Annotated in this window: 23 protein-coding genes; 9 read left to right on the top strand and 14 right to left on the bottom strand. The window is 44.4% G+C overall.

The window, feature by feature from the left end; all coding sequences use genetic code 11:
• Positions 1-40: 40 nt before the first annotated feature.
• The 6 genes from H0W44_03040 to glyQ form a co-directional block, all read right to left on the bottom strand.
• Positions 41-1,153 (bottom strand): DNA alkylation repair protein, encoded by a 1,113-nt coding sequence (locus H0W44_03040; GenBank protein ID MBA3581410.1) that lies wholly within the window; start codon positions 1,151-1,153, stop codon positions 41-43.
• Between the two features lie 55 nt (positions 1,154-1,208).
• Entirely contained in the window at positions 1,209-2,258 is a 1,050-nt protein-coding gene (locus H0W44_03035) for a Fic family protein (protein ID MBA3581409.1), read from the bottom strand.
• 619 nt (positions 2,259-2,877) lie between these two features.
• The gene (locus H0W44_03030; protein MBA3581408.1) at positions 2,878-3,264 is read right to left on the bottom strand and encodes a DUF1232 domain-containing protein; all 387 of its coding nucleotides are present in this window, start codon (positions 3,262-3,264) and stop codon (positions 2,878-2,880) included.
• A 9-nt stretch (positions 3,265-3,273) separates the two neighbouring features.
• A complete protein-coding gene (locus H0W44_03025) occupies positions 3,274-3,924 on the bottom strand; it encodes a 1-acyl-sn-glycerol-3-phosphate acyltransferase (GenBank protein ID MBA3581407.1) in 651 nt (216 codons plus the stop codon).
• A gap of 104 nt (positions 3,925-4,028) precedes the next feature.
• On the bottom strand, positions 4,029-6,110 hold the full coding sequence (locus H0W44_03020; GenBank protein ID MBA3581406.1) for a glycine--tRNA ligase subunit beta: 2,082 nt from the start codon (positions 6,108-6,110) through the stop codon (positions 4,029-4,031).
• Complete coding sequence (gene glyQ / locus H0W44_03015; GenBank protein MBA3581405.1) at positions 6,110-7,039, bottom strand: glycine--tRNA ligase subunit alpha; 930 nt, start codon at positions 7,037-7,039, stop codon at positions 6,110-6,112. The genes H0W44_03020 and glyQ overlap by 1 nt, the downstream gene beginning before the upstream one ends.
• Before the next feature lie 385 nt (positions 7,040-7,424).
• Here glyQ and glnA point away from each other — a divergent pair, with 385 nt between their 5' ends.
• The 5 genes from glnA to radC all read left to right on the top strand — a co-directional run bounded on the left by glnA (position 7,425) and on the right by radC (position 13,038).
• Positions 7,425-8,834: a glutamate--ammonia ligase gene (gene glnA / locus H0W44_03010; protein MBA3581404.1), complete on the top strand. Its 1,410-nt coding sequence runs from the start codon at positions 7,425-7,427 to the stop codon at positions 8,832-8,834.
• 106 nt (positions 8,835-8,940) lie between these two features.
• Positions 8,941-9,540 carry a hypothetical protein gene (locus tag H0W44_03005; protein ID MBA3581403.1) on the top strand — a complete coding sequence of 200 codons (600 nt, stop codon included), beginning with the start codon at positions 8,941-8,943 and terminating at the stop codon, positions 9,538-9,540.
• 215 nt (positions 9,541-9,755) lie between these two features.
• On the top strand, positions 9,756-10,853 hold the full coding sequence (locus tag H0W44_03000; GenBank protein MBA3581402.1) for a PAS domain-containing protein: 1,098 nt from the start codon (positions 9,756-9,758) through the stop codon (positions 10,851-10,853).
• On the top strand, positions 10,837-12,246 hold the full coding sequence (gene ntrC / locus H0W44_02995; GenBank protein ID MBA3581401.1) for a nitrogen regulation protein NR(I): 1,410 nt from the start codon (positions 10,837-10,839) through the stop codon (positions 12,244-12,246). Before H0W44_03000 ends, ntrC begins: the two co-directional genes overlap by 17 nt.
• A 117-nt stretch (positions 12,247-12,363) precedes the next feature.
• The gene (gene radC / locus H0W44_02990) at positions 12,364-13,038 is read left to right on the top strand and encodes a DNA repair protein RadC (protein ID MBA3581400.1); all 675 of its coding nucleotides are present in this window, start codon (positions 12,364-12,366) and stop codon (positions 13,036-13,038) included.
• Positions 13,039-13,041: 3 nt separating this feature from the next.
• On the opposite strand, the gene H0W44_02985 is transcribed toward radC, so the two are convergent.
• Genes H0W44_02985 through bioB form a run of 3 tightly spaced genes read right to left on the bottom strand, consistent with a single transcriptional unit; the run spans position 13,042 to position 15,916 of the window.
• Entirely contained in the window at positions 13,042-13,659 is a 618-nt protein-coding gene (locus H0W44_02985) for a hypothetical protein (protein ID MBA3581399.1), read from the bottom strand.
• A gap of 37 nt (positions 13,660-13,696) precedes the next feature.
• Positions 13,697-14,881 carry an 8-amino-7-oxononanoate synthase gene (bioF, locus tag H0W44_02980; GenBank protein MBA3581398.1) on the bottom strand — a complete coding sequence of 395 codons (1,185 nt, stop codon included), beginning with the start codon at positions 14,879-14,881 and terminating at the stop codon, positions 13,697-13,699.
• A 3-nt stretch (positions 14,882-14,884) separates the two neighbouring features.
• Positions 14,885-15,916, bottom strand: a complete 1,032-nt coding sequence (gene bioB / locus H0W44_02975) for a biotin synthase BioB (protein MBA3581397.1) — start codon at positions 15,914-15,916, stop codon at positions 14,885-14,887.
• A 164-nt stretch (positions 15,917-16,080) separates the two neighbouring features.
• On the opposite strand from bioB, the gene H0W44_02970 reads away from it, so the two are divergent.
• Positions 16,081-16,815, top strand: coding sequence for a ComF family protein (locus tag H0W44_02970; GenBank protein MBA3581396.1), 735 nt, complete (start codon positions 16,081-16,083; stop codon positions 16,813-16,815).
• Here H0W44_02970 and ubiA read toward each other — a convergent pair.
• Positions 16,800-17,672, bottom strand: a complete 873-nt coding sequence (gene ubiA / locus H0W44_02965; GenBank protein ID MBA3581395.1) for a 4-hydroxybenzoate octaprenyltransferase — start codon at positions 17,670-17,672, stop codon at positions 16,800-16,802. The two genes, H0W44_02970 and ubiA, sit on opposite strands and share 16 nt — an antisense overlap.
• Positions 17,673-17,899: 227 nt before the next feature.
• Between ubiA and gorA the strand changes: the two genes are divergently transcribed.
• Both gorA and H0W44_02955 read left to right on the top strand, forming a co-directional pair.
• Complete coding sequence (gene gorA / locus H0W44_02960; protein ID MBA3581394.1) at positions 17,900-19,255, top strand: glutathione-disulfide reductase; 1,356 nt, start codon at positions 17,900-17,902, stop codon at positions 19,253-19,255.
• A gap of 20 nt (positions 19,256-19,275) precedes the next feature.
• Positions 19,276-19,794 carry a gamma carbonic anhydrase family protein gene (locus H0W44_02955; GenBank protein ID MBA3581393.1) on the top strand — a complete coding sequence of 173 codons (519 nt, stop codon included), beginning with the start codon at positions 19,276-19,278 and terminating at the stop codon, positions 19,792-19,794.
• Positions 19,795-19,815: 21 nt separating this feature from the next.
• On the opposite strand, the gene H0W44_02950 is transcribed toward H0W44_02955, so the two are convergent.
• The 4 genes from H0W44_02950 to H0W44_02935 form a co-directional block, all read right to left on the bottom strand.
• On the bottom strand, positions 19,816-20,850 hold the full coding sequence (locus H0W44_02950; protein ID MBA3581392.1) for a hypothetical protein: 1,035 nt from the start codon (positions 20,848-20,850) through the stop codon (positions 19,816-19,818).
• 136 nt (positions 20,851-20,986) lie between these two features.
• On the bottom strand, positions 20,987-21,787 hold the full coding sequence (aroE, locus tag H0W44_02945; protein MBA3581391.1) for a shikimate dehydrogenase: 801 nt from the start codon (positions 21,785-21,787) through the stop codon (positions 20,987-20,989).
• The gene (hemB, locus tag H0W44_02940) at positions 21,788-22,792 is read right to left on the bottom strand and encodes a porphobilinogen synthase (protein MBA3581390.1); all 1,005 of its coding nucleotides are present in this window, start codon (positions 22,790-22,792) and stop codon (positions 21,788-21,790) included. It abuts the gene before it with no gap.
• Positions 22,793-22,853: 61 nt separating this feature from the next.
• Positions 22,854-23,303: a MarR family transcriptional regulator gene (locus tag H0W44_02935; GenBank protein ID MBA3581389.1), complete on the bottom strand. Its 450-nt coding sequence runs from the start codon at positions 23,301-23,303 to the stop codon at positions 22,854-22,856.
• 177 nt (positions 23,304-23,480) lie between these two features.
• On the opposite strand from H0W44_02935, the gene H0W44_02930 reads away from it, so the two are divergent.
• Positions 23,481-24,998: a fumarate hydratase gene (locus H0W44_02930; protein MBA3581388.1), complete on the top strand. Its 1,518-nt coding sequence runs from the start codon at positions 23,481-23,483 to the stop codon at positions 24,996-24,998.
• Positions 24,999-25,414: the final 416 nt, after the last annotated feature.

Here is a 25,414-nt window from a genome sequence, read left to right as displayed (position 1 = left end):
AATAAAAAAGCCGCTTCTGCGGCTTTTTTATTGCAGGATGTTATATGCGTAAATAAAACTCACCCAATGACGAGCTAGCGCCATTAATTAATAAATTTACTTTATGTAGCCCCGCATAATGCTTGCGAGTCGTCATCTCTTTTAAAGAAATCTTTTTGCTAAGCGCGCATATTTCACCCGGCGCTAAAACCAGTTTTTTAAGCTTAAATACTTTGGCGCTAGTCTTGCCATTGGCTTTTACAAAATGTATGCAGAAATCTACTAGTGCTGATTGCGGTTTAGTTGATTTGTTTTGAATCTCAAAACTAATAACCACCGCTTCGCCTATTGCCGCACGCTTAGGTTTAATCTTGGCATTCTGCGTCAACAACGTTTTGCTTTTGCTAAAACCTAAAATCTGCAATGCCGCAGCATCTGCATTTTTAACCGCTGAACGTAAAGCATGCCGCACAATCCAGCGACGATTTTCATCCGCATCCTGCATCCAGCTTTTGGCAGTCTTAACTAGTATATCGGGATGATCTTTGCCAATATCATTTAAATTATTAGCCACCGAACGCCGCACATATAAAGCGGGATCATCTTTTAAACATTCAAGCAAAGCTAAAACAGGTGTCGGATCACGTTGGAATTCACGCAGACGTGGTGCCCATGGCAAACGCGGCCGTGTGCCTTCAGAAACCAGGCGTCGCACAGATGCGTTTTCGTCCTTTGTCCACTCGCGCAAACGCGCCAAGGTTTTTGCTTGATGCTGCATAAGATAAGGACGAATACTGAATTCAGCAGTGAAACGCTGAGTTAATTCATACTGCGCTTGCATCGAAATTTCAAAATGATCTAAACCATATTCAGCAACAAAAAATGCATGCGGCATATATAAAAAAGGTGCCATGCCATTGTTATCGGTTTGCGTTAGTTTGGCTCCCAGCGACGCCATTAATATTTCAGCAGCCTTTGCGTAATCCTGCGGCAAATGCCGACGTAAAACATGCGCGATATGCCAACCACGCGGCATTAACTCTAATGCTTGATAACCCGTGAGCGCATCCGTAATAAATGCCTCTGTAGGAAAACGTGGATAAACTGCGCTGATCATTGCTGCGATTTTTTTCGGTACGTCTACGCCAAAATGATTTTTTAAAGGTTCAGCCATATTTGTTCACGAGCGTTAAATTAATATTAAAAAAATTTTTAAAATTGCAGCTTGTTCAGCGTAAGGTGTACCAAACACCGCGACCACTACCATGTTGGTTTAGTGTGCCACGCTCAACAAGTGTTCGAAAATGTTGTTTCAGTGTATTGCGACTAGTATTAGTGAGTTTAATCGCTTCGCCAATAGTGATGCGACCATGTTCGCGCGCGAATTCTACAATTTGCAAAGATAATTCTGGCATAGCCGCTAGCACGATTTTTTCGCGTTTCACTTTTTTGGTAAGCCGTTCAACTTGGTCGGCAAGCGAGCTGAGAAAAAATATAAGCCATGGTTGCCAGTTCGGCGAATCGTTGCGAATGGTGCTTTGTGTTTGCCGCAACGCTAGATAATAAGCTTCTTTGTTTTGTTCGATCACACTTTCTAGCGAACTATATGGCACATAAACATAACCCGCTTGTAACAGCAAAAGCGTGGTTAACACTCGGCTTAATCGGCCATTGCCATCCTGGAAAGGATGGATTTCCAAAAATACCACAACATATAGCGCGATAATTAGCAGCGGATGTAAGTGGGACGCTTCGCGTTCTTCATTCACCCACGTCAACAGGTCTGTCATTAAGCGCGGCGTATCAAAAGGCGAGGCGGTTTGAAACACGATGCCAATTTGCACACCGTTTTCGTCGAAAGCAACGATATTGTTCGCGTTGGTTTTGTAACTACCGCGATGCCAATCGTCCTTTTCACTATAGCGCAGTAGGATTTGATGCAATTGTTTAAGATGGTTTTCAGTGAATGGAATCGATTGCCAAGACGAAAACACCACATCCATCAGCTCCGCATAACCCGCTACTTCTTGTTCGTCGCGGGAAGCAAAAGATTTGATTTCAAGCTTAGATAACAGCAGTTCCACCTCTCGATCGGACAGCTTGCTGCCCTCGATGCGCGTGGAAGAACCGATGCTTTCGATAGTAGCAACCCGCCGCAGCGCCGATAAACGCTCGGGCGCCAGCGTCCCCAAAGCGCGCCACGCGCCTTTAAACTCATCGATTTTGGCGATGAGATTGAGGATTTGAGGGGTGATCTGGAGGGTGTTGGTTTTCAGCATCAACCAATAATACACCCAATTACACCCATTTTTCGAGATGTTAACTTTAAGCAGAAATTCAGAGTGAATAATAAGCAGAGAGTATTCACTGGCTATCTTTACAGTCGGCACAATGCCTGATGTTATTGTCCCTTGCTCGCTACGCTACCTGGCTAAGGAAAACATGAAGAAAATAATCGACTTAAATACCCTGTCAGAAACTGAAAAGAATTCGTATCTGAAAGATACTTGGTGCTCCAAATGTCAGTTAGCTGATCTAGGTATCACCAATGCTCAGATATACATTGAAGCTAACCATAAATATATAAGAGGCTGTTGTCGGGTTTGTGGCGAGAATTGTTTGTCGAAAATAATTGAAATAATTGCCGATGTAAAATAATAGTATGTAGCCTGGATGAAACCGAATTGATTCGGTGAAATCCGGGGATATTATTCACCTAGGTGAATAATATCATTATTCATTTTTTGCCATCGCAATGTGACATAAAAACTCAAAAGAGATTTCGCTCGTCGCTCCGCCGCTATAGTCACGTAACGACGAGTCGAATGTTTTTGATTAAAAATGCCGATGCATATTTTATGCCGCGCATCTACCAAGCTATTTTTTTGTATTAGATGATTAAATAAAATAATAAACGCTCAATGAAATGATGATTAACCACAGAGCAATAACAATGAATAAACCTACCTTGCTACTCGGTGGTTTTGCTAGTGTAGTTTTAGCCATGTCCGCGCATTCATTCCACAGTGATGCTGAAACTAATTGCCGTACAATAAAAATGCCTAATGACACAAATAATAAATCATCCAGCTGACCTAAGATCGGAATAAAGTCAGGAATAAAATCAATTGGGCTAAACGCATAAGCGACTATTAAAACTAGCAGTAAACGAGCAAGCACGGGTGTGCGCGGATGACGCGCCAGAAAAAAAGCGCTAAGGGCGTGTTGACGAAGGTTTTGTAGAGCTGTTCTAAAAAAAGTACGCCAGTTTTTTTGCGGCAACATAGTTAAATGTTAAACAGTCGCCCGTTGATTGATTTCTTCCATTTTATTTTCTATCCATGCTTTGGTTTCTGCCAAAACTTCTTCAGATGTTTTGTTGGTGGTTTCAATCAATGGGCCAAAACAAACGGTGATGGTGCCAGGGTATTTAATGAATTGACCTTTTGGCCAAAATGCACCCGTGTTTAAAGCGACGGGTAAAATGGGTTGACCGCTTTTAACGGCGAGCACGCTACCACCCGCGCGATAATTTACTGGGCTGCCAGGACGTGTGCGTGTGCCTTCAGGAAAAATAACGACCCATCGCCCTTCTTTTAAACTTTGAATGCCTTGTTTAACGACTTGATCAATTGCGCGTGCGCCGGCTTTACGATCAATAGCAATCGGTTTGGTTAATGCCAAGCTCCAACCAAACACAGGAATTAAAAACAATTCACGTTTTAACACCCATGAAATGGGTGGAAATAATTTCATGAACAAATACGTTTCATAAGCCGACTGATGTTTGGAAAGCACAATAGTGGGTGTGGTCGGAATATGCTCAGCACCTTCTACTCGATAATCCAGCTTGCAGATATATTTTAATGCCCAAATATTGCAACGACACCAGTGACGACCAATGGCGGAGCATGAAGCGAAAGATATCCAGCCTAAGGAAATCATGCCAATGCCATGCGTGACGGTAACGGTCGCAGAAAATAAAAAATAAATAATAGCGCGAATGTAGAGTTCTAGTTTTTTAAACACGGTGTTTATCCAGACGTAATTTATAAATGACTGATATCGGCAATGCTGCCGAAGGTATTTTTTAACTGTAGTAATAGATTCAAGCGATTATTACGCACGGCGGTATCATCAGCCATCACCATGACGTTTTCAAAAAACGCATCAACGGGTTCTCGTAATGCCGCGAGTTGTACTAAAGCTTGTTCGTATTGACTGTTATGGATCAGTGGCTCTACCGTTGGCAGTAGTGTAATAAGTGCCTGATACAAATTTTTCTCTGCGGTTTCGTTTAGCAATGCAACATTAATATTTGTGTTAGCAGGCGCTGCAGTCTTTTTCAAGATATTGCTAATGCGTTTGTTGGCGGCTGCCAATGATGTGCTCGCATCTAATTTTTGAAACGCAGCTAAGGCGCGCATGCGTTTATCAAAATCTAATAAGCGCGTAGGTTTGCAGGCCAACACCGCTTCGAATTGTTGTGGTGTAAAGCCGTCGTTTTCATATTCAGCGCGTAGACGACCGATGATGTAATCAAATACCGGCTCCGCTGCGGCGCGCGCATTAAGCTCAGCTTTAAAGTCATCAGCTGCTGATTTTTTTAACAGCTCTAATAAATCAATATCGAGTTTTTTATCGAGAATAATACGAATCACGCCAATGGCAGCGCGGCGCAAACCAAACGGATCTTTGGAGCCGGTCGGTTGTTGGCCAATACTAAAAACACCTAATAAGGTATCAATGCGATCAGCTAAGGCCAGCGCCTGACCGGTTTTGGTTTCGGGTAAAACGTCACCGGCAAAGCGGGGTAAATAATGTTCACGAATCGCAGCGCAGACTTCATCGGCTTCACCGTCATAACGCGCATAATAACTACCGATGATGCCTTGTAATTCTGGAAATTCTTGCACCATATCCGTTAACAAATCACATTTCGCAAGACCACCCGCGGTGGTGATCGATGATTCATCAGCGTTAATGGTTTTGCTGATGACTAAAGCAATGCTAACCATGCGATTAACTTTGTCACCGATAGAGCCTAATTTGGTTTGAAATACGATGTCATTTAATTTGTTTTGTCTTGCGGCTAAGGTGCTGCGTTTATCATTTTCAAAGAAAAACTTCGCATCCGCAAAACGCGGACGTACGACACGTTCATTGCCCGCGCGTACTTGTGCAACATCGGCGCTTTCAATATTGGCAACGGTAATAAAATGCGCGGTGAGTTTGTCTTGTGCATCATAAACGGCGAAATAACGCTGATTGGTTTTCATTGTGGAAACCAACGCTTCGGCAGGTACGGCAAGGAAATGCGTTTCGAATTGGCAGCTAACGGCAGAAGGCCATTCAACTAAGGCGGTGACCTCGTTTAATAAATCACTATCTTGTTGCCAACGAATATTGCCGCCCACTGTTGTTGCTGCAGTTTGTACTTGTTGTTGAATGGCATCGCGGCGTTTTGCAAAGTTGGCGATCACTTTCGCATCCGCTAAGATTTTTTCATAATCATCAGCATGTTTTAGCGTGATGGCATCAGCGTTATAAAAACGATGCCCAAATGTTTGGTTCGATGCTGTCACGCCTAAAATAGTGGCGGGAATAATCTGTTCGCCAAATAATAAAACCAACCATTTAACGGGACGGACAAATTCTGCATTGCCACTGCCCCAGCGCATGCGCTTAGGAATCGGTAAAGCATCGAGTGATGTTTGCACAATCGCCGCGACACATTCAGTGGTTGCAGCGCCGGCTTGGGTTGCTTCGTAATAAAGGTATTCGCCTTTATCGGTTTTTAAGCGTTGAATTTTTTCGATGCTAACACCGCAAGATTGTGCAAATGCTTCGGCAGCTTTTGTAGGTTTGCCGTCTTTATCAAACGCGGCTTGTGCTGGTGGTCCACGACGTTCAATTTTTTGATCGGGTTGTTGTAGCGGAACATTTTTTAACAACACGGCTAAACGGCGTGGCGTGGCAAATGTTTCTATGCTGAATTCACTAAAACCTAAATCTTTAAAGCCGCGTTGAATTCCTTCTGCAAATGCGCTGGATAAAGCGGGCAATGCTAAAGGTGGTAATTCTTCGGTGCCAATTTCGATGAGCAGGCTGGATAATTTTGTTGCGCTCATTAGTGAGTTTCCTTAGTAGCAGACAACATAGGAAAGCCTAATGTTTCACGCGCTTGGTAATACGCTTGCGCAACTTCGCGCGCCAATGTCCGCACACGCAAAATAAATCGTTGGCGTTCGGTGACTGAAATTGCATGCCGCGCATCCAGCAAATTAAAGGTATGCGACGCTTTTAAGATTTGTTCATACGCTGGCAATGGCAAGGCTTTTTCTAGCAAACGTAAACATTCTTTTTCATGTTGATCGAACGCACTGAATAACCAAGCGGTATCCGCTTCTTCAAAGTTATAACGCGATTGTTCAACTTCGTTTTGATGATACACATGACCATACGTTACTACGCCTTGTGGTCCGCGAGCCCACACTAAATCGTAAACACTTTCCACATTTTGCAAATACATCGCTAAGCGTTCTAAACCGTAAGTGATTTCACCGCTGACAGGTTTGCAATCTAAGCCACCGACTTGTTGGAAATAAGTAAATTGCGTGACTTCCATTCCATTTAGCCAAACCTCCCAACCCAAACCCCACGCGCCTAATGTCGGTGATTCCCAGTTGTCTTCGACGAAGCGAATGTCGTGCACCAGAAGATCAAAACCTAACATGCGTAATGAATCTAAATACAATTCTTGAATATTGTCCGGCGACGGTTTGAGCAGTACTTGAAACTGATAATAATGTTGTAAGCGATTGGGGTTTTCGCCGTAACGGCCATCGGTGGGACGACGTGAAGGTTGTACATACGCAGCACGCCAAGGTTCGGGGCCAATCGCGCGTAAAAAAGTCGAGGGGTGAAATGTGCCTGCGCCCATTTCCATATCATAAGGTTGCAAAATAGCGCAGCCGTGCTGAGCCCAGTAATCTTGCAAGCTTAGGATTAAGCCTTGGAAGGTGGTTACATCAAATTTAGGATCGAATTTTTTTGGAATACTTTTTTCTAGACTCGAGCTCACGTGTAACACCACTCATATAACAAGGCGCGCAAGTATAGCCTGCCGCCCTAATAATCAGTAAGTCTTGAATAGCTAAGCAAAGCTTTTCAATAAGACGCGCATCGGGCAGAATGCCCGCGCTGTAAACGGTCGGCAACGGCCGTACTTAATAGGGAATGAAAGAGACAGCAAGTGGCGCACTAAATTAGTGCTGGCACCCGCTATAAGCGCTCTCAAGCAGTGCATTTATACGATAACCCGCATCCACCACTTTGTTTTTGAAGACTTTTGTTATCTGCGACGCATGGCACATTTTATGCTGTAGCGGCAGCCAAAGCCTTTTGAGCTTCCCAGACCCGATTAACTGTTTTTGGAGCATGAGATGTCTGCTAATGACGTTTTAAAATTAATTAAAGAAAAAGACGTTCGATACGTCGATTTCCGCTTTACCGATACTAAGGGTAAAGAACAACACGTAACCGCACCCGCTAGCACGGTAGAAGCGAGCACCTTCGAAGAAGGCAAAATGTTCGATGGTTCTTCTATTGCTGGTTGGAAAGGCATTAATGAATCCGACATGATTTTGATGCCAGATCCTGAATCTGCTGTTTTGGATCCTTTCTTCCAAGAAACCACCTTGATTTTGCGTTGCGACGTTATTGAGCCTGCCACTATGCAAGGTTATGAGCGTGATCCACGTTCATTAGCAAAACGCGCTGAAACCTATATGAAATCAACCGGCATTGCTGATACGGCGTTTTTTGGTCCAGAAGCCGAGTTCTTCGTATTTGACGACGTCAAATGGGGCAATAGCATTGAAGGTTCGTTTTTCCAAATCGGTTCTGAAGAAGCCGCATGGTCTTCTAAAGGAACCTTCGAAGGCGGCAATACTGGCCATCGTCCGGTAGTAAAAGGCGGTTATTTCCCAGTTCCACCTATCGACTCTTTACAAGATTTACGTTCAGCTATGTGCACGACCTTAGAAGAAATGGGTCATGTCGTTGAAGTGCATCATCACGAAGTAGCTACAGCTGGCCAATGCGAAATTGGTACCCGCTTTAACACCTTGACCTTGAAAGCTGACGAGTTACAAACCCATAAATACGTGGTGCATAACGTTGCTCACCAATATGGCAAAACCGCGACTTTCATGCCGAAGCCTTTAGTGGGTGATAACGGCAGCGGTATGCATGTGCATCAATCATTAGCGAAGGGCGGCAAGAACCTCTTCACCGGTGATTTATATGGTGGTTTGTCTGAAACCGCATTGTTCTACATTGGCGGTATTCTGAAGCATGCTAAAGCCTTGAATGCGTTTACTAATGCCTCAACCAACTCTTACAAGCGCCTGGTTCCTGGCTACGAAGCGCCTGTTATGTTGGCTTATTCAGCGCGTAATCGTTCTGCATCAATTCGTATTCCTTACGTTAGCAATCCTAAAGGTCGTCGTATCGAAGTACGTTTCCCTGATTGCAGCGCGAACCCTTACTTAGCTTTCGCAGCAATGTTGATGGCTGGTTTGGACGGCATTAAAAACAAGATTCACCCTGGCGATGCTATGGATAAAAACTTGTATGACTTGCCGCCTGAAGAAGACAAAAAGATCTCTAAAGTTTGTCATTCATTAGATATGGCGTTGGATGCATTGGATAACGATCGTGAATTTCTCACCATGGGTGGTGTATTCACCGACGATTTGATTGATGCTTACATCGAATTGAAAATGGAAGAAGTTACTCGTTTACGTATGGCGACCCATCCTGCTGAATTTGAACTGTATTACAGCGTTTAATTTAACAGTACGTCGGTCAGTAAAAACGCCCCTTTCTTTAAAGGGGCGTTTTTTTTGGGCTACAATAAAGCCACTTCTAAGCTGTGAGGGTTTTATGCGCATTTTAATGACAGTTTTACTGAGTAGCTGCTTAATGGCCTCGTTCGCAGTAAGCCAAGGCATACCTTCCACCGAGCCCGCTGCCGACGCGCCTGCGGTTAAAAAGCTTTATAAAGTGTTGGATAAACAAGGCAACGTGACCTATACCGATTTGCCGCCTAAAGAAGACGCCACCGAAATGGCCTTGCCCATTATCAATTCACGACCGGTAGTGGATGTGCCTGCGGTGAATTTTGGCAATGGCCGCGAGCCCGTATTTCAATACACCAGTTTGACAATTTTAGTACCCACCGCAGATCAAATAATTAAAGTTAACACCGATACGCTAACCATCAGCGCTTCCTTGCAGCCGGATTTACAAAGTTCACAAGGCCACACACTGCAATTACTCATGGACGGTAAAGTGGTCGCTGAAAATACGGCGAGCACGAATGTTGGCCAGGTAGAACGCGGTACCCATAGCATTAGCGCCAAAGTCGTTGATAAAAATGGCCAAACGCTGATTGAAGCGCCGGCAGTGAATGTTCATGCACAACAGGCCACCGTTTTAAATCCCTCGCATCCTTTGTATAAAAAACCCGTTATCGCCAAAGCTAAAAAAAAATAGTCTTATTATTTGAGTAAATAGCTTCAAACCAGCGCATGCCTTGTCTTGTTGCGCACTATAATAGTGCGCATGTCTGTTCGTGCTTTTCCCTACCCGTAGTTTTGCTTGATAACTCGCTGAAAAAGCAGATTTTTTTATTGTTGAACTGAAAATTAATTAGCGTGGTGATTGGTTTGAATTTTGCATTAGCGCGGCTTGGAGAATAAAGAATCGTTATGAACCCCAATGATTACGCGCGAATACTCGAACACCTCAATACGGCGGTTGTGCTAACCGACCGGGCGTTAGCCGTGATGTATATGAATCCGGCGGCAGAAGCCTTGTTGGGCACCAGTTTGCGGATGGCGCAGCATTTAGAGTTTTCGCAGATCCATTTGAATATTGCGGCGGGAGATTTGGCCAGTTGTGTGCAGCGGAGTTTAGCGTCCGGTCATGACTACACTTATCGAGAATTGACTTTGCAATTACCGAATGGCCAAGAATGCACCGTTGATTGTTCGATTACACCGATTTACGAAGGCGCGATAGCGCAACGCGTGTTAATTGAATTAAATCCGATTGATCGCATCCTGCGGATTGCGCGCGAAGAACAACGCATCGCACAAAATGCCACGATTCATGAAATGGCGCGGGGACTCGCGCATGAAATCAATAATCCATTAGGCGGTTTGCGTGGTGCGGCACAATTGTTAGAACGTGAATTATCGGAAGACGCAAAAGAATACACGCAAATTATTATTCAAGAAGCCGATCGTTTGCGCGCATTAGTGCGCAATATGTTGGGGCCGAATACGCGGCCAGATAAAACCACCGTCAATATTCATGAAGTGTTGCAACACGTGATGCGTTTAATTATTGCTGAAGCGGGCGCACAACTGCGTTTCATTCAAGACTACGATCCTAGCATTCCAGAAATTTGGGCTGATCGTGGTCAGTTAATTCAAGCAACTTTAAATATTGTGCGCAATGCGTGGCAAGCCACGGGCGATAGCGGCGTAATTACTTTTCGTACGCGTGCATTAAGAGCGTTCACGATAGGGCGTAATATTCATCGTTTAGTGTTGCGTCTCGACATCATTGATAACGGCTCTGGTATTCCGACGGAATTAGCTGCACAGATTTTTTATCCGATGGTAACGGGTCGTTCAGAAGGCACCGGTTTAGGTTTAACTATTGCGCAATCATTATTGCAATTACACGATGGTTTAATCGAATGTCAAAGCGAACCCGGTCGCACCCAATTTACATTTTTTATTCCCATTAATCGCACGCAAGATCACATAACGGAAACACAACATGTTGAAGCACGATAATATTTGGGTGATTGATGACGATCAATCCATTCGTTGGGTACTACAACGTGCTTTGCAACAAGCCAATTTACATGTTTCAACGTTTGAAAGTGCCGACGAAGCTTTGTTAGCGTTAAAAGATCAACGACCTGATGTTGTGATTACGGATATTCGTATGCCGGGTTTAGATGGCTTAGGTTTTATGCAGCGCTTTCGTAAAGACTATCCTGAAATTCCTATCATTATTACTACTGCGCATTCAGATTTAGACAGCGCAGTATCGGCGTACGAAGGTGGCGCATTTGAATATTTGCCAAAACCGTTTGATGTTAATGACGCAGTTGCTTTAACGCGCAGAGCATGTGAGTTTCGTCAACAAGCCATACATACGACTGAACACAGTGACGATAAAGCCCCTGAAATTATTGGCGAAGCACCGGCGATGCAAGAAGTGTTTCGTGCGATTGGTCGTTTATCGCAATCTAATATTACGGTGTTAATCAACGGTGAATCTGGCACGGGTAAAGAATTAGTTGCGCGCGCATTGCATCGTCATAGTCCACGCGCGAGCAAACCGTTTATTGCTTTAAATATGGCCGCTATTCCAAAAGATTTATTAGAGTCTGAATTATTTGGTCATGAGCGCGGCGCATTCACCGGCGCACAAGCGCAACGTCAAGGTCGGTTTGAACAAGCGAATGAAGGCACTTTATTTTTAGACGAAATTGGCGACATGCCAGCGGAATTACAAACGCGCTTGTTGCGGGTTTTATCGGATGGTGAATTTTATCGCGTCGGCGGTCATGCGCCGGTGCGCGTGAATGTGCGCATTATTGCAGCAACTCATCAAGATTTAGAAAAGTTAGTTGCGGATGGACGTTTTCGTGAAGACTTGTTTCATCGTCTAAATGTAATACGTGTGCATATTCCTGCATTGCGTGAACGCCGCCAAGATGTGCCTTTATTAATGCGTCATTTTTTAAAACAAGCGGCGCTTGAGTTATCGGTGGATGTAAAAGCATTATCACCTGATGTTGAAGCGTGGCTAAAAACTCAAGAATGGCCTGGTAATGTTCGGCAGTTAGAAAACTTAAGTCGTTGGTTAACCGTGATGGCAAGTGGTCGCGTGATTCAAATGGGCGAATTGCCACCAGAATTATTAGAAAAAACCAATGCAAAAAATGCGGATAAGCAAGCTATTCAATGGGAACATATTTTAGATGATTGGGCGACCGAACAATTACAAGCTGGCGCACACGATTTATTATCTGAAGCGCTGCCTTCATTTGAGCGTTGTTTAATTAACGTTGCTTTGCGCAAAACCGGCGGACGTAAACAAGACGCAGCAAAATTATTAGGCTGGGGTCGTAACACCTTAACGCGCAAATTAAAAGAATTAGGAATGGAAGATTAAGCATTCAAGACAATGCATTGCCATTGAGGTAATGCTTATCTAAAATAGATTAGCGTTCTGGTAGATTAACGTTTGGGCTGTAACACAAAATGAACGCATCAACACAGGGATATTATTATGACGATCAAGGATTGGCCGTTAGCGGAAAGACCGCGTGAAAAATTATTAACTAAAGGCGCTGCCGCATTATCGGATGCGGAATTACTGGCAATTTTTTTACGCACAGGCATCAAAGGTCAAAGCGCGGTTGCTTTAGCAAGAACTCTAATTCAACACTTTGGTGATTTGCGAAGTTTATTAAGCGCAGATGCCGCGCAAGTATTGGCGTTGCCTGGGATTGGCGAAGCAAAATATGCACAGTTACAAGCAGCCTTAGAAATTGTTAAACGTCATTTATTGGCAAATTTGCAACGCAGTGACGCGCTGACTTCGCCAGACGCCGCTGAAATTTATATTCGCGCGCGGTTACGAGATTACCCTTATGAAGTATTTGCTTGTTTGTTTCTAGATAACAAACATCGGGTATTAGGGTTTGAAGAATTATTTCGTGGGACACTCGATAGTGCGAGTGTGTATCCGCGAGAAATTGCGCGTCGAGCGTTAGCATTAAATGCGGCTGCGTTGATTCTTGCGCATAATCATCCGTCAGGCATTGCAGAACCGAGTGATGCAGATAAACGTTTAACTGAACGCATTAAATCGGCTTTAGCGTTATTAGATATTCGCGTGTTAGATCATTTAGTGGTGGGCGATACGGACAGTTGTTCCTTTGCGAGCCGTGGTTGGTTGTAATATCTAGCGATCAAAATATTGGGTCACATACATCCCGATGCTACTGCCGTCTAAAGAACCATTAAGACCGCCGCCTTCATACGAAATATTGGTGTAACGTGCGCCTAATTCGGTTTTTCCATATACCTGCCAGCCGTAAAGCAACGCAAAACCGGTGGCGGTGTTTAAATCCACATCAAGATTAGAGCCGCTGCTTAGACTGATATCAATATAAGGCGAATGTTCTCTGATGATACCGAAGCCAAAAAAATGTTCGGGAATCGCTTCGTGGTACACCGCAAGTTCAACCGGATAACGATCAAAACTAATGTTATCTGTGCCTGAAGCGCGACTATCAAATTTCCAACCCACGGTAGCACGACCTATCCATGAGCCACTCGAAGTGATGTCCATTTGATAACCTAGCGCAACATGCGCCAAGCCACCAGCTTGTAAACTATCAGTGAGTTTATTTAATTTTGTGCTATCCGCATTACCAATCGCATTTTGATTGTAAGCATCACTGATTGAATCGCCACCATGAGACAAACCTACGTAATAACCCCATTTGCCTAATGCCAGACAAGGGTTAGCGAACAAAGCAGTGGTTAGCAAAACATAGCTTAATAAACGATAGCGCATGATTAAGTTCTCGATCGGTGAGTAAAGCAATACGACTTTATAGCGGACATTCTTGCCAAACGGAAGCCAGGGTTTCGCATAAGCGTAATAACTGCGCATCCGTGTGCGCCGCCGATAAGGTAATTCGCAAACGCGCAGTCCCAACAGGTACAGTCGGCGGCCGAATCGCGGTCACTAATATATTTTGCTCAAATAAAGCCTGACTTAAACGCAAAGCCCGTGCGCTGTCGCCGACTAAAATCGGTTGGATAGGTGTATTGCTCGCTAAACGCGGCAAACCTGCTTGATCTATTAACCTATGAAACAATTGGATTAATTGCTGCAATCGCTCGCGCCGCCATTGTTCTTCACGGACTAACTCAAGACTCGCCAAACTCGCGCAGGCTAAAGCTGCTGGCATCGCGGTGGTATAAACATAGGTGTGTGCTTGTTGAATCAAGGTTTCGATGATTTCGCGGCGACCCGCAACAAAAGCGCCTGCGGTGCCAAAAGCTTTGCCTAAAGTACCCATCACAATTGGTATTTGTTGTTGATCTAAATTAAATAAAGCACAACTGCCGCGACCTTGTGGGCCTAATACGCCAAAACCATGCGCATCATCTACGACTAACCATGAATGAGGTTTTGCGCATAATTGCGCGAGTGCGGGCAGTGGCGCAAGATCGCCATCCATCGAAAACACGGCATCCGTTAATACCCAATTTTGTTTTTGGGTATCAGTATTTAATTCAGCATTTAATAAAGCGGCTAGCGCATCTGTATCGGTATGCGCATAACGTTGTACTTTGGCGCGGCTCATTACGCCGGCATCAATTAACGAAGCATGATTCCAACGATCTTGGAAAACGCGATCGTGTCGACCGATAAAAGCGGAAGCAACGCCCAAATTTGCCATATAACCAGTAGAGAATAAGAGCGCACGTTCGCAGCCAGTAAATTCAGCCAAGGCTATTTCAAGTTCGGCATGTGCGCCGCTATGGCCGTTGATTAAATGCGCCGCGCCGCTGCCCACGCCCCAACGTTGCGCGCCTTGCGTAAATGCTTCGATAATTTTTGGATGATTAGCGAGACCCAAATAATCATTGCTGCAAAAGCTGATAACAGCTTTGCCGTCGATAATCATTTCAGGTGCTTGCGGAGATTCCGTAATGCGACAAGTGCGATAAAGATGTTCAGCGCGTCGTTGTTCTAACGCACGCGCTAAGCGATCAAAGTCTGGCATGATTTACGCGCTGAGACGAATGCTAGCGCAGTGTGGATCTTCGCGTGACGTTTGTTTATTCACTAGCGGATCAAGTTTCGTTAAACCTAATTTAGCGAATAAACGCTGATCATGATCCATATCAGGATTTTCAGTGGTCAATAATTTTTCACCGTAGAACACAGAATTTGCACCGGCGAAAAAACATAACGCTTGCGTGCTATCGTCCATGTCAGTGCGACCTGCGGATAAACGCACATACGATGCGGGCATTAAAATTCTAGCCACCGCGATTGTTTTAACAAAATCGATAGGATCTAAGGCATCAACACCATGCAGTGGTGTACCTTTTACTTGCACTAATAAATTAATCGGCACCGATTCTGGATGTTGTGGCAGATTAGCTAATTGCATTAACAAACCTGCACGATCTGCGGGTTTTTCGCCCATACCTACAATGCCGCCGCAACACACATTAATACCCGCATCGCGCACATGCGACAAAGTATCTAAACGATCTTGATAAGTGCGGGTCGTAATCACTTGACCATAAAATTCCGGCGACGTATCTAAATTGTGATTGTAATAATCTAAACCAGAATCTTTTAAACGCTGCGCTTGCGCGCCTGACAACATGCCTAACGTTACACAGGTTTCCAAACCTTCGCTACGCACAGCGGTAATCATGTCGATGACTTTATCTAAATTCTTATCCGTGGGATTGCGCCAAGCAGCACCCATACAAAAACGTGAAGCGCCTTTATCTTTAGCCGCACGCGCCGCGCTGATGACTTCATCTAACGGCAATAAACGTTCTTTTTCTATTTCAGTATCGTGATGCGCGCTTTGTGGGCAATAACCGCAATCTTCCGGACAAGCGCCGGTTTTAATGCTCAGCAAGGTGCTCATTTGGACGGCGTTCGGATTAAAATTTTCGCGATGAATCGTCTGCGCTTTAAATAACAATTCATTAAACGGCAGCGCAAATAGCGCTTGTACTTCTTTTAATTGCCAATTGTGGCGAATGGCAATAGATGAATGCGTAGTTTGGGTCATGACGTGCGCCTCAAGAAATGAGAATAAATTAAATTAGTTTTTGCGTTGACCGCATCAAGGGGTTTTGCAACAGTGGCCATTCTGCAGCAATTGGCCGTAAACAGGAAGTCGGCAAATAGGTTGACGGTCGAATAATTAAAATAATCCTATAAGGAATTAGGTGCATGGACGGGCGAACAATCATCACGGCGTGGATCAAGCGCCTTAAAACTCACTGCTACTGGCCGGGCCATTGCGTATTTTGTGGCCAAACCAGCGATACCGCGCGCGATTGTTGCGCCGCTTGCGCGCAAGATTTACCGCTGCTGCAAAATGCGTGCACTGCTTGTGCTTTACCTTTAAACGGGCCATTTGCGTCGGGTGTGTTATGCGGCGCTTGCCAAAAAAAGCATCCCATATTTGATAGCGCGCACGCGGCGTGGATTTATGAAGAACCCGTGCGTAGTGCAATTCATCGTTTTAAATATGACAAGCAGCTCGCGATGGGTCGGGCTCTAAGTGAATTATGGTTGCAGCAATGTACGAGTATTTCGTACCAAAACATAGACGCATTAATTCCGGTGCCCTTGCACCACAGCCGCGAACGACCACGCGGTTTTAATCAAGCCGCATTAATCGCTTATGATTTAGCCAAACATTGGCGCTTGCCGGTATTGCGCGCAAGTTGTCAGCGCATTAAAGCGACGACTGAACAGAAAGATTTATCCGCTAAACAACGTCGCAGCAATGTGCGTGGCGCTTTTAAAATAAAGGGTGTGATACCTAAACGAGTGGCGATCGTTGACGATGTTATGACATCAGGATCAACTGCCAATGAGTTAGCCCGCGTGTTAAAACGCGCTGGCGCGCAGCATGTAGAAGTATGGGCGCTAGCGCGAGCGGTTTATGTTGATAAATGATAATGCGCTAATAAACCCGCGAAAATAGTAGCGCCTAAATAATTATTCGCCATAAACGCTCTAAAACAACGCGCGGGATCATGTTGGCGAATTAACCAAGCTTGATAAATTAAATTTACAACTGCCAACGCACATGCGGCATAAAACCAAATAGAAAAATTTAACTTCTGACCGATCATTAACAAACCTAACAAAGCCAAACTATGCAAACTCATGATGATCCAAACATCGGCGTTGCCAAACATCGCGCGTAATAAAATGGCTAATGACTTAACGCCGATTTTAATATCGTCAGCATAATCCGCCATCGCGTATTGCGTATCATACGCCGTACACCAAATGACAGAAATCGCATATAACAACCACGCGATAGCAGGCAATTCATTTGTTTGTGCAGCGAATGCCATGGGAATACTCGCACTAAAAGCGGCGCCTAAAATTACTTGCGGCAAATAAGTGTAACGTTTCGCAAAGGGATAAATGCTGGCTAAGATTAATGCGCCCAAAGAAAGATAAATAGTTAATTGGTTAAGTTGCAAAACTAATAAAAATGCACCGCCGCACAACAGCACAAATACACAAAGTGCTTCAGTTACCGAAACCTTACCCATAACAATAGGTCGATCTTGAGTGCGTTGGACTCGGCCATCAATTTTGCGATCGGCAATATCATTGAGCGCGCAACCAGCCGAACGCATTAACCATGTGCCTAATATGAAAATAGTTAAAATCACATAATCAGGTTGTCCTTTGCTGGCAATCCATAATGCCCACAATGTGGGCCATAATAATAAAAAAGTACCAATAGGTTTGTGTAAACGACACAGTCGTGCGTACCAATACAGGCGATCACGCATGCGCAAAGTAAAAGGCGCTGTCCAGCAACGTTGGCCAGCGGATTTAATAGCGCAGAACACCTTGAGTGCAGCGCGATATAAATAATGAGCCCATTGCAGGCAGATTGTTTTCAGCTTATGGATAAAATTAATAATCAAGCGCCAGCGCATTACAGAATAATCCGTTCGTGATAGTCTTGTTCACAGTTTAACAAAGCTATTGAATCATGAGCGAAACTTATAACATTATGAACAAAGAAAATTGGGATCTATTGGTGATCGGTGCGGGCAGTGGTGGTATTGCCGCCGCCAATCGTGCTGCGCAATACGGTCAACGCGTAGTCTTGATTGAAGCTAATGTTTTAGGTGGCACCTGTGTGAATGTAGGTTGCGTACCAAAAAAAATCATGTGGTATGCCACTGATATTGCAGAAACATTAGATTTAGCTGCGGACTATGGATTTGCGTTTAATAAAAACGCAACGCATGGTTTTTCGTGGCCAATACTCATCGCTAAACGCAGTGCTTATATTGAGCATTTGCACGCAGCTTATCAGCGCGGGTTAGATAAAAATTCTGTGACTGTCATTAAAGGCGAAGCACAGTTTGTAGATGCTCATACGGTTAGTGTAAACGGTCATTTATATCACGCATCACATATTATTATCGCGACGGGTGGTTATCCGACAATGCCTAGCATTATCGGCGCAGAACACGGCATTAACTCAGATGGTTTTTTTGAACTAAGCGAACAACCCGTACGCGTTATGATTGTCGGCGCGGGTTATATTGGAGTGGAATTAGCGAGTATGTTGAGCGCGTTAGGTAGCGCCGTTACGTTAGTGTTGCGCCAGGACAAACCATTGCGTGAATTTGATGCAGGCATTAGCGAACGTTTGTTGCAAGTGTTAAAAAAAGCCGGCGTCACGATTCGTGCGCATAGCAATATCCTTCAGCTTGAAAAAACTACAGAACAACTGATTGCTCATTTTGATGATGCAAGTACCGAACAAACTGATTGTGTTATTTGGGCGATTGGACGCCAAGCAAACATTAAAAAATTAAATTTAAACGCTGCAAAAATTAAATTAGATAATAAAAATTATGTAATAACCGATGAATATCAAAATACTAATGTCACAGGTATTTATGCGTTGGGTGATGTTACGGGTCGAGCGGCGTTAACGCCCGTAGCCGTCGCTGCAGGTAGGCGACTAGCGGATCGTTTATTTAATGCGCAAGCCCAGCGCCGTTTATTGTACGACGTAATTCCCAGCGTAGTTTTTACGCATCCGCCGATTGCCGTGGTGGGGTTAACCGAAGCGCAAGCACGCGAACAGTACGGCGACGACATAAAAATTTATCAAACCGAATTTACGTCTATGCGGTATGCTTTTAGCGATAACGCGAATAAAACCTGGATGAAGCTTATTGTGCAAGGTGCTGAAGAAAAAGTAATTGGCTGCCATATGATTGGTAATGGCGTTGATGAAATTTTGCAAGGTTTTGCAGTGGCAATCCGCATGGGCGCTACCAAAAAAGATTTTGATGATACGCTAGCAATTCATCCCACCAGTGGCGAAGAATTAGTAACTTTAAGATAAAAATTATTTAGGATATTGTTATGACAGTAAGACCATTCCAAGGCGTTGATCCCATTCTGCATCCCACCGCGTATGTTGATGCTGCTGCCACCGTTATTGGCAACGTCACTATCGGCGCAGACAGTAGTGTTTGGCCGGGTGCCGTGATTCGTGGTGATGTTAATAACATTAGCATCGGCGAACGTACCAGCATTCAAGACAATGTAACTTTGCACGTCACACATAAAAATGAACACAATCCCGAAGGCGTGCCTTTAGTGATTGGTAATGATGTGACTATTGGCCACAATGCCGTGTTGCATGCGTGTGTAGTGGAAGATGAATGTTTAATTGGTATTAGTGCTATTGTTTTAGATCGCGTATTGATCAAAAAACATACTTTGCTTGCAGCGGGCGCGTTAGTCACACCGGGTAAAGTATTAGATGGTGGCTTGTGGGCCGGCAGTCCTGCAAAGAAAATGCGCGAACTGAGCGAAGAAGAAAAAAACTACTTCAAATACTCAGGCGCGCATTATACAAAATTAAAAAACCAATATTAAACTAACACTTTAAAAGTAATGTTAGAAGTTTTCTGAAAACGAAAACGAAAGTAATTTCACGCTATTGTTGAGCACATTTAATTCAGCATCGCGTTTTTCAAATGAAAAGTTAAGCATGCGTTTCTTATCAAAAGATATGCCCGCGCCGAGTGTGATGCTGTCATAGTCATATGGAGCAATTTCATTGTCATCCGCGCCTTGCGAAAAACCAACGCGCATAGAAAGTTCTTTTTTGGCGTTTAACGGCCGAATCACTTCAGCACCTAAAGCAATGCGCGTATATTTTCCAAAATAATATTTTTCACCATAAATAGTGGTGTCGGTTTCGTCACCAGTAGAGCCTGTAATGGTTTTCCAATCAGCGCCTTCTACTTGTAAATTAACATGCACCCAGTTTTCTTTTATTAATATGCCAGTATGTAAGCCCAAGGCGGCGGATGCCGGACGACCTAGATAACCTTCAGTGAGATATGATTTTAAGTCTGCTTCGGTTTTGTAATTAAACCCGCCATCAAACACAAATTCTTCGTAATCAAAAAAGCGGAAAAGCACGCCGACAGTTCCACCTAAGGCGCTATCTTCAACTGCGTAATTTTGTGTAGCTGAAACCACATCAAAACTACCACCAATGTGGATATAACGGCCCAGACTGACAGCCGTAGCCGCAGATGTTTGATAGTTATTAATAGTTTTGCCGCTGTGGTTTAAGTATTGCAAGGTTTGAAAATGAGCAAAATTCATATGCTTGCTCAAACGAAAATCTAACCAAGCTACTTTTGAATTACCACTGATCATGTTGTTGTTGGCGCCTTTAATGGCAGGCGCTTCTGCCATGCCAATGGTGAATTCATTATGTTCGGGTGTCGTTAATGCTAAACCGGCTGGATTGTAATAAATGGCGCTGCTGTCATCGGCTTGCGCAGTGAATGCGCCGGCCATACCCGCTGCGCGTGTGCCAGGTAATGAGCTTAAATAACTGTAGGCATGAACAGGCATAGCAATCGCGTTCAAAACTGAAGCGCTAATAATCAGGGTGAGCCATGGTTGACGAAACATATTGCAACTCCTAAACGGGTTCTAAAAATAAAAATCGAGGTACAAAATTCATGCCTTGCCGAATGCGAGCCAGTATAAAGTGATTCGACGACAGCAGCACTGCGTTAAAGGCCCATAACAAAAGGCTTAGTTATTCTTAGATATTTTGGGTGTTCGGTAATACGCCGCGCCAGATTCTAAAAGCTTCGGCTGCTTGTTCGATCAACATGCCCATACCATCGAATGTTTGGGTCGCGCCTTGGGTTTTTGCCCATTGTATAAATGCGGTTTCTTTGCCGTACACCATGTCATAAATAACTGTATGCGAATTAATGGCGTCAGCCGCGATGTTGGGGCATTCATTATACAAACCGCTGCTGGTGGCATTAATAATAATGTCATACGCATATTTACCCACATTATTTAATTCGACCGCGTGTAAAAAACCTAAGTCTTCAAATTCGCTAACGAGTTGTTGGGCTTTGCTGAGCGTGCGATTAGCAATCACTAATTCAGCGGGTGATTGTTGTAACAACGGCGCTAAAATGCCGCGCACAGCACCGCCTGCACCCAAAATTAAAATACGTTTGTCGGGTAACTCAATTTGGTGTTTCGTAAGATCGCGCACCAAACCGATTCCATCCGTATTAAAACCTTCGCGTGTGCCATCGGCGTTAAAGCGAATGGTGTTAACGGCTTTTGCGCGCTCAGCAAATTCATCGCGTTGTAGGCAAGCGCGCCATGCCAATTCTTTTAATGGCACGGTGATATTTAAACCCTTGCCGCCACTGTCTTGAAATGCGTTTAATGCCGTTGAAAAATCTTCGGGCTGTACTTCAATGCGCGTGTATTCCAGCGCTTGTTGCATTTGGGCTGCAAAATTTAAATGAATCTCCGGTGAACGACTGTGTTCAATCGGAAAACCCATGACGGCATAGCGATCAACCGAATGCGACATTTAAGATTCTTTTAACCAAATAGCGGCTTGTTTAGCGTAATAAGTCAAAATCCCATCAGCGCCGGCCCGTTTCATTGATAACAATGCTTCAAGCACACATGCTTTTTCATTAATCCACGCATTTTGTCCGGCCGCTTTTAACATCGCGTATTCACCGCTCACTTGATACACAAAGGTAGGTGCTTTAAATTCATCTTTAATCCGTCGCACAATATCTAAATACGGTAAACCTGGTTTAATCATCACCATGTCAGCACCTTCTTGCAAATCGAGCGCGACTTCGTATAACGCTTCATTGCTATTCGCCGGATCCATTTGATAACTGTATTTATTGCTGCTGCCTAAATTTGCCGCAGAACCGACTGCATCGCGAAACGGGCCATAAAAACTTGAAGCGTATTTTGCTGAGTACGCCAAGATGCGCGTATGAATAAAACCTTTGGCTTCTAACGCTGCACGAATTTCACCAATGCGTCCATCCATCATGTCAGAAGGCGCAACAACATCCGCACCCGCTTGCGCATGTGATAACGCTTGCTTAACTAAAACGGCAACGGTTTCATCATTTAATACATAACCATTTTTATCAATTAAACCGTCTTGACCGTGACTCGTGAAAGGATCAAGCGCTACATCTGTTATTACGCCTAAGTTAGGAAAATGTTCTTTAACAGCACGCACCGCGCGTTGCGCTAATCCTTGCGGGTTATACGCTTCGCGTGCGTCGTCTGATTTTTTATCCGCAGCGGTACAAGGAAATAAAGCAATCGCCGGAATACCTAGCGCCACTATTTCAGCGCATTCGATTAATAAATTATCAATGCTGATGCGTTCTACACCCGGCATGCTATTAATTGTTTCGCGCTGCGCTTGGCCGTCTAATATAAACATTGGATAAATAAAATCCGCTGGCGTTAATAACGTTTCGCGCATCAAACGTCGCGAAAATTCATCGCGGCGCATGCGACGCATCCGTACGGAAGGAAAACTGCCGGGGAAACTCATGTCATGCTCCTAATAACTTTCTAGTAAATTTCACTCTAACTCATCATTAATATGGCGCGCGTTAATCACGTGGCGACCGTTGCAGTTTTTGTAATAGGCGAATTAATTCGAGACCTTCATCGCTAGAAAACTGAGTCGTTAAACGCGCTTCATGCGCGTGAATGCGGTTTCGCAAAATCTGTAAGCTCTCTTCGCCATGCGCGGTTAAATGTAAATCTTGTTTGCGTCGATCTTGCACCGAAGGTCGTCGTTCTAATAAATTCCGATTTTGCAATTTATCCACTACCGCCATAATGGTGGCGCGATCCACGTTTAGCGTTTTCCCCAAGCTTACTTGTGAAACTCCCGCATTGGCGCCGACCAAGGCTAATACGGCAAACTGCGTAGGCGTCATGCCGTAATCTTCGACGCTGCGCATAAAATCCCGATACACCGCAATTTGCGCGCGTTGAATATTGTAACCAATCAACTGCGGCAGGATATCGAGATCTAGAAATTCTGTGCGGCTCATGATCGCACGTGTTTCGCTTCAGTCGAATGAATGCCAGTGGTAAACTGCCGCATGAATAGTTGGCCTTGCCGATAGTGGGTGTTACAAACTAAATACACCAAGCTGAGAATCTTGTCCAATCACCGTTCTGTTCCGATCCTTATTTGACTACTGCTGCTGCTGTTGCGAGAGAGTGTTATGACCGTTATTCGCCAAGACGATTTTATTCAAAGTATTGCTGACGCGTTGCAGCACATTTCGTATTACCACCCGAAAGATTTTATTGATGCGGTGCATGCAGCCTATCTAAAAGAAGAATCCGCTTCAGCCAAAGACGCGCTGGCGCAAATTTTGATCAACTCACGCATGTGCGCAGAAGGTCATCGTCCCATTTGCCAAGACACAGGCATCGTCACCGTGATTTTAAAAATCGGTATGCAAGTGCAGTGGGATACCCAATTGAGCGTCGAAGAAATGGTGAATGAAGGTGTGCGTCGTGCTTATAACCATCCCGATAATAAATTACGCGCGTCGATTTTGAGCGATCCCGCCGGAAAACGTATCAATACCAAAGACAACACCCCTGCGGTTATTCATATGAGCGTGGTGCCCGGTGATGTTATTGATGTACAAGTGGCGGCCAAAGGTGGCGGCTCCGAAGCGAAATCAAAACTAGCCATGTTGAATCCATCCGATTCGATAGTCGATTGGATCGTTAAAACAGTACCCACCATGGGCGCGGGTTGGTGTCCGCCGGGTATTTTAGGTATTGGCATTGGCGGCACCGCAGAAAAAGCCATGTTGATGGCTAAAGAAGCCTGCATGAAGTCTATCGACATTCATGAGCTCAAAGCACGCGGCGCACAAAATGGTTTAGAAGAATTACGTTTGGAAATTTTCCAAGCCGTGAATGATTTAGGTATTGGCGCGCAAGGTTTAGGCGGTTTAACGACCGTGCTTGATGTGCAAATTTTGGATTACCCAACTCACGCAGCGAATAAACCAGTAGCAATGATTCCGAACTGCGCCGCGACACGGCATGTGCATTTTGAATTAGACGGCAGCGGTATCGCTGAATTGCCAGTACCAAAATTAGAAGACTGGCCCAAGATCGCCTGGGAAATTGGTGCCAGTGTTAAGCGCGTAAATTTAAATAATGTCACCCCGGCGGAAATCCAAACTTGGCAGCCGGGCGAAACCTTATTGCTGAGCGGTAGCATGTTTACCGGCCGTGATGCCGCGCATAAACGCATGGTGGATATGTTAGCCAAAGGTGAAAAATTACCGGTCGATTTTAAAAATAAATTCATTTATTACGTGGGCCCCGTCGATCCAGTGGGCAATGAAGTGGTCGGCCCGGCCGGCCCGACCACCGCAACGCGAATGGATAAATTTACCGAAACCATGCTCGCGCAAACCGGTTTGATCGGCATGATCGGTAAAGCCGAACGCGGACCTATTGCGATTGAAGCGATCAAAAAACATCAAGCCGTTTATTTAATGGCGGTAGGTGGTGCAGCGTATTTAGTCTCTAAAGCCATACGTAAAGCTCATATTGTAGGTTTTGAAGATTTAGGCATGGAAGCGATCCATGAATTTGTCGTCGAAGACATGCCAGTGACAGTCGCGGTAGATAGCAAAGGTGAATCAGTGCATCAAACTGGTCCACAAATTTGGAAGCAACATATTATTGATGCTAAAGCCATCGGTGCTTGATGTTAAAGGCGACTGAATAAATGAAATGAACAAATGCTCAGGCTCGGCAAAAGGGATTGTTGAGCTGGTATTTTTCAAAGCATCAACCCAAACATCTATTCAGCTTACCGATTGGTTTATAGAGCTAAAAAACCACCACTAATCGGAATTTTAGAACGCTATCAACAGCCATGTAGCGTTGTAAGTATTAGAAAGAATCTACGTGAAAGCCTTGTGCACAAGATTAATTGTTTGATTTTTAACAACAAATCCACAGCACTAAAAAAGTGCGCATGGTTTTTTAGATTTCATTAAACAATGCTAACAAAAACAATCAATTAAGCGGCTGTCGGCATCTCGACACAGCCTACACATTTCTGACTATAATCGACCGCACGTAGCTGTAAGGCGAATGTCTGCGTTAGCGGCATTGGCAA

Source organism: Gammaproteobacteria bacterium, from assembly GCA_013817245.1.
Taxonomy (GTDB): domain Bacteria; phylum Pseudomonadota; class Gammaproteobacteria; order HTCC5015; family HTCC5015; genus JACDDA01.
This window is presented reverse-complemented; position numbering and strand designations above follow the sequence as displayed.